Here is a 1,632-nt window from a genome sequence, read left to right as displayed (position 1 = left end):
CGGACCCGCGGCCGGTCGCGCGGGGGGCCCCGCGGGGCCGCGCCCCGCCCCCCCCCCGGGAAACGGTCGCCCCAGTCGAGCAATTGCGCTGTGCGCGTAGAGGTTTCGTCGAGGACGCGGTGCATGACGACCGGATCGCCGAGTCCGCCGCTGTGCCGCAGCGCCTGCCGCACCGACGCCTCGCGCGCCGCGCCGGGCGCGACGTTCCACAGCGCGCCGACCCCGTCGACGGCGGGGCCGCCGCCCGCGCAACGCATCTTGTCGACCAGCACCACCCGCGCACCCGCGGCGGAGGCCGAAAGGGCGGCCCAGATTCCGGCGGGGCCACCGCCGAGAACCAGCACGTCCGCCTCGAACTCGGTCATACATCCGAATATTCGGGCAGAATTCAGCGGGCCGCAAGCATTTGTTACCCGGTCATCCCCACCATTGCGTCCAGATCAACAGTCCGCAGGCGAGAAAAACCACCGCCGAACCGGAAAGCGCCGTGATCCCCCGGCGGCGGTCGGTCAAAGTCTGCGCGCCGACCACCACGATCGCCACCGCGATATGCCAGGTCACCGATTCCGCGCCGGGGCCGGGAAAACCACGGCGCGCGCCGATGAACGCGGCGCCGATCACGACGAGCGCGAGCAGCACCGTGCCCGCGGCGATCGTGCCGCTGAGCGCCCGCACCGCCCTCACGCGGCGATCACCGGCACCCCGGACGCACCGGCCACCAAGCGCTCGAACTGGGCCGGGTCGGTGGTGAACGCGCCGAGGGCGATCGTCTTGTTGGTGCCGTGGTAGTCGGAGGAGCCGGTGGTGAACAGGCCGAGTTCGGCGGCGAGACCGGTGAGCAGCTCGCGGTCGGCGGCCGAGTGGTCGGGGTGGTCGACCTCGAGCCCGCCGAGGCCGAGGGCGGCGAGTTCGCGGATCTCCGCGAGATCGAGCACCCGGCCGCGCTTACGGGCCCTGGTGTGCGCGAGCACGCTCACCCCGCCCGCCTCGGCGATCATCCGCACCGCGCGGCGCAGCGGGGTGTCGGCCTTCTCCGCGTAGTAGCGGCCGTGCGGGGCGAGCAGATCCACGAAGGCGGCGTCGACGCTCGGCACCACGCCCGCCGCCACCAGCGCCCTGGCCAGGTGCGGACGACCGGCCGACGGCCCCGCCGAGGCGAGCACCTCCTCCGGGTCGATGGGCAGGCCGTCGTAGGCCATCAGCTCGGCCATCGCCCGCAACCGATCGGTGCGTTCGGCGCGCAGCCGCTCGCGCTCCTCGGCGAAGGCCCGGTCGGCGGGATCGAACAGGTAGGCCAGCAGGTGCACCGACACCGGATAGCCGTCCTCGCCCTGGCCCACGCACGACATCTCCATCCCGCGCACCAGCGTCAGCCCCGGTGGCAGTGCCTCGACCGCCTCGGCCCAGCCCGAGGTGGTGTCGTGGTCGGTCAGGGCGACGACGTCGAGCCCGGCGGCGGCCGCGGCGGCGACCAGTTCGGCCGGTGAATCGGTGCCGTCGGAGGCGGTGGAATGGGTATGCAGGTCGATGCGCACGATCCAGTCATACCGAACGCCGCGCCCACGGCGCACCTGCGGCGGGTCGGCGAGCTGCCTCGGGCGGCCCGCCGGAATCGCGGGCGGCCCGCTAGAG

At 73.7% G+C, this 1,632-nt stretch carries 3 protein-coding genes; all 3 read right to left on the bottom strand.

The genetic code is table 11. The annotated features are described in order from the left end of the window. On the bottom strand, positions 1–365 hold a 365-nt coding region (locus QH283_RS08955; RefSeq protein WP_280502550.1), incomplete at its 3' end, for an FAD-dependent oxidoreductase. Between the two features lie 52 nt (positions 366–417). Next, the gene (locus QH283_RS08950; protein WP_280502549.1) at positions 418–675 is read right to left on the bottom strand and encodes a hypothetical protein; all 258 of its coding nucleotides are present in this window, start codon (positions 673–675) and stop codon (positions 418–420) included. A gap of 5 nt (positions 676–680) precedes the next feature. Further along, entirely contained in the window at positions 681–1,535 is an 855-nt protein-coding gene (locus QH283_RS08945) for a PHP domain-containing protein (protein WP_280502551.1), read from the bottom strand. Positions 1,536–1,632 lie beyond the last annotated feature (97 nt).

The sequence above is a fragment of the Nocardia farcinica genome (genome assembly GCF_029867845.1).
In the GTDB taxonomy this organism is placed as follows: Bacteria; Actinomycetota; Actinomycetes; order Mycobacteriales; family Mycobacteriaceae; genus Nocardia; species Nocardia farcinica_A.
This window is presented reverse-complemented; position numbering and strand designations above follow the sequence as displayed.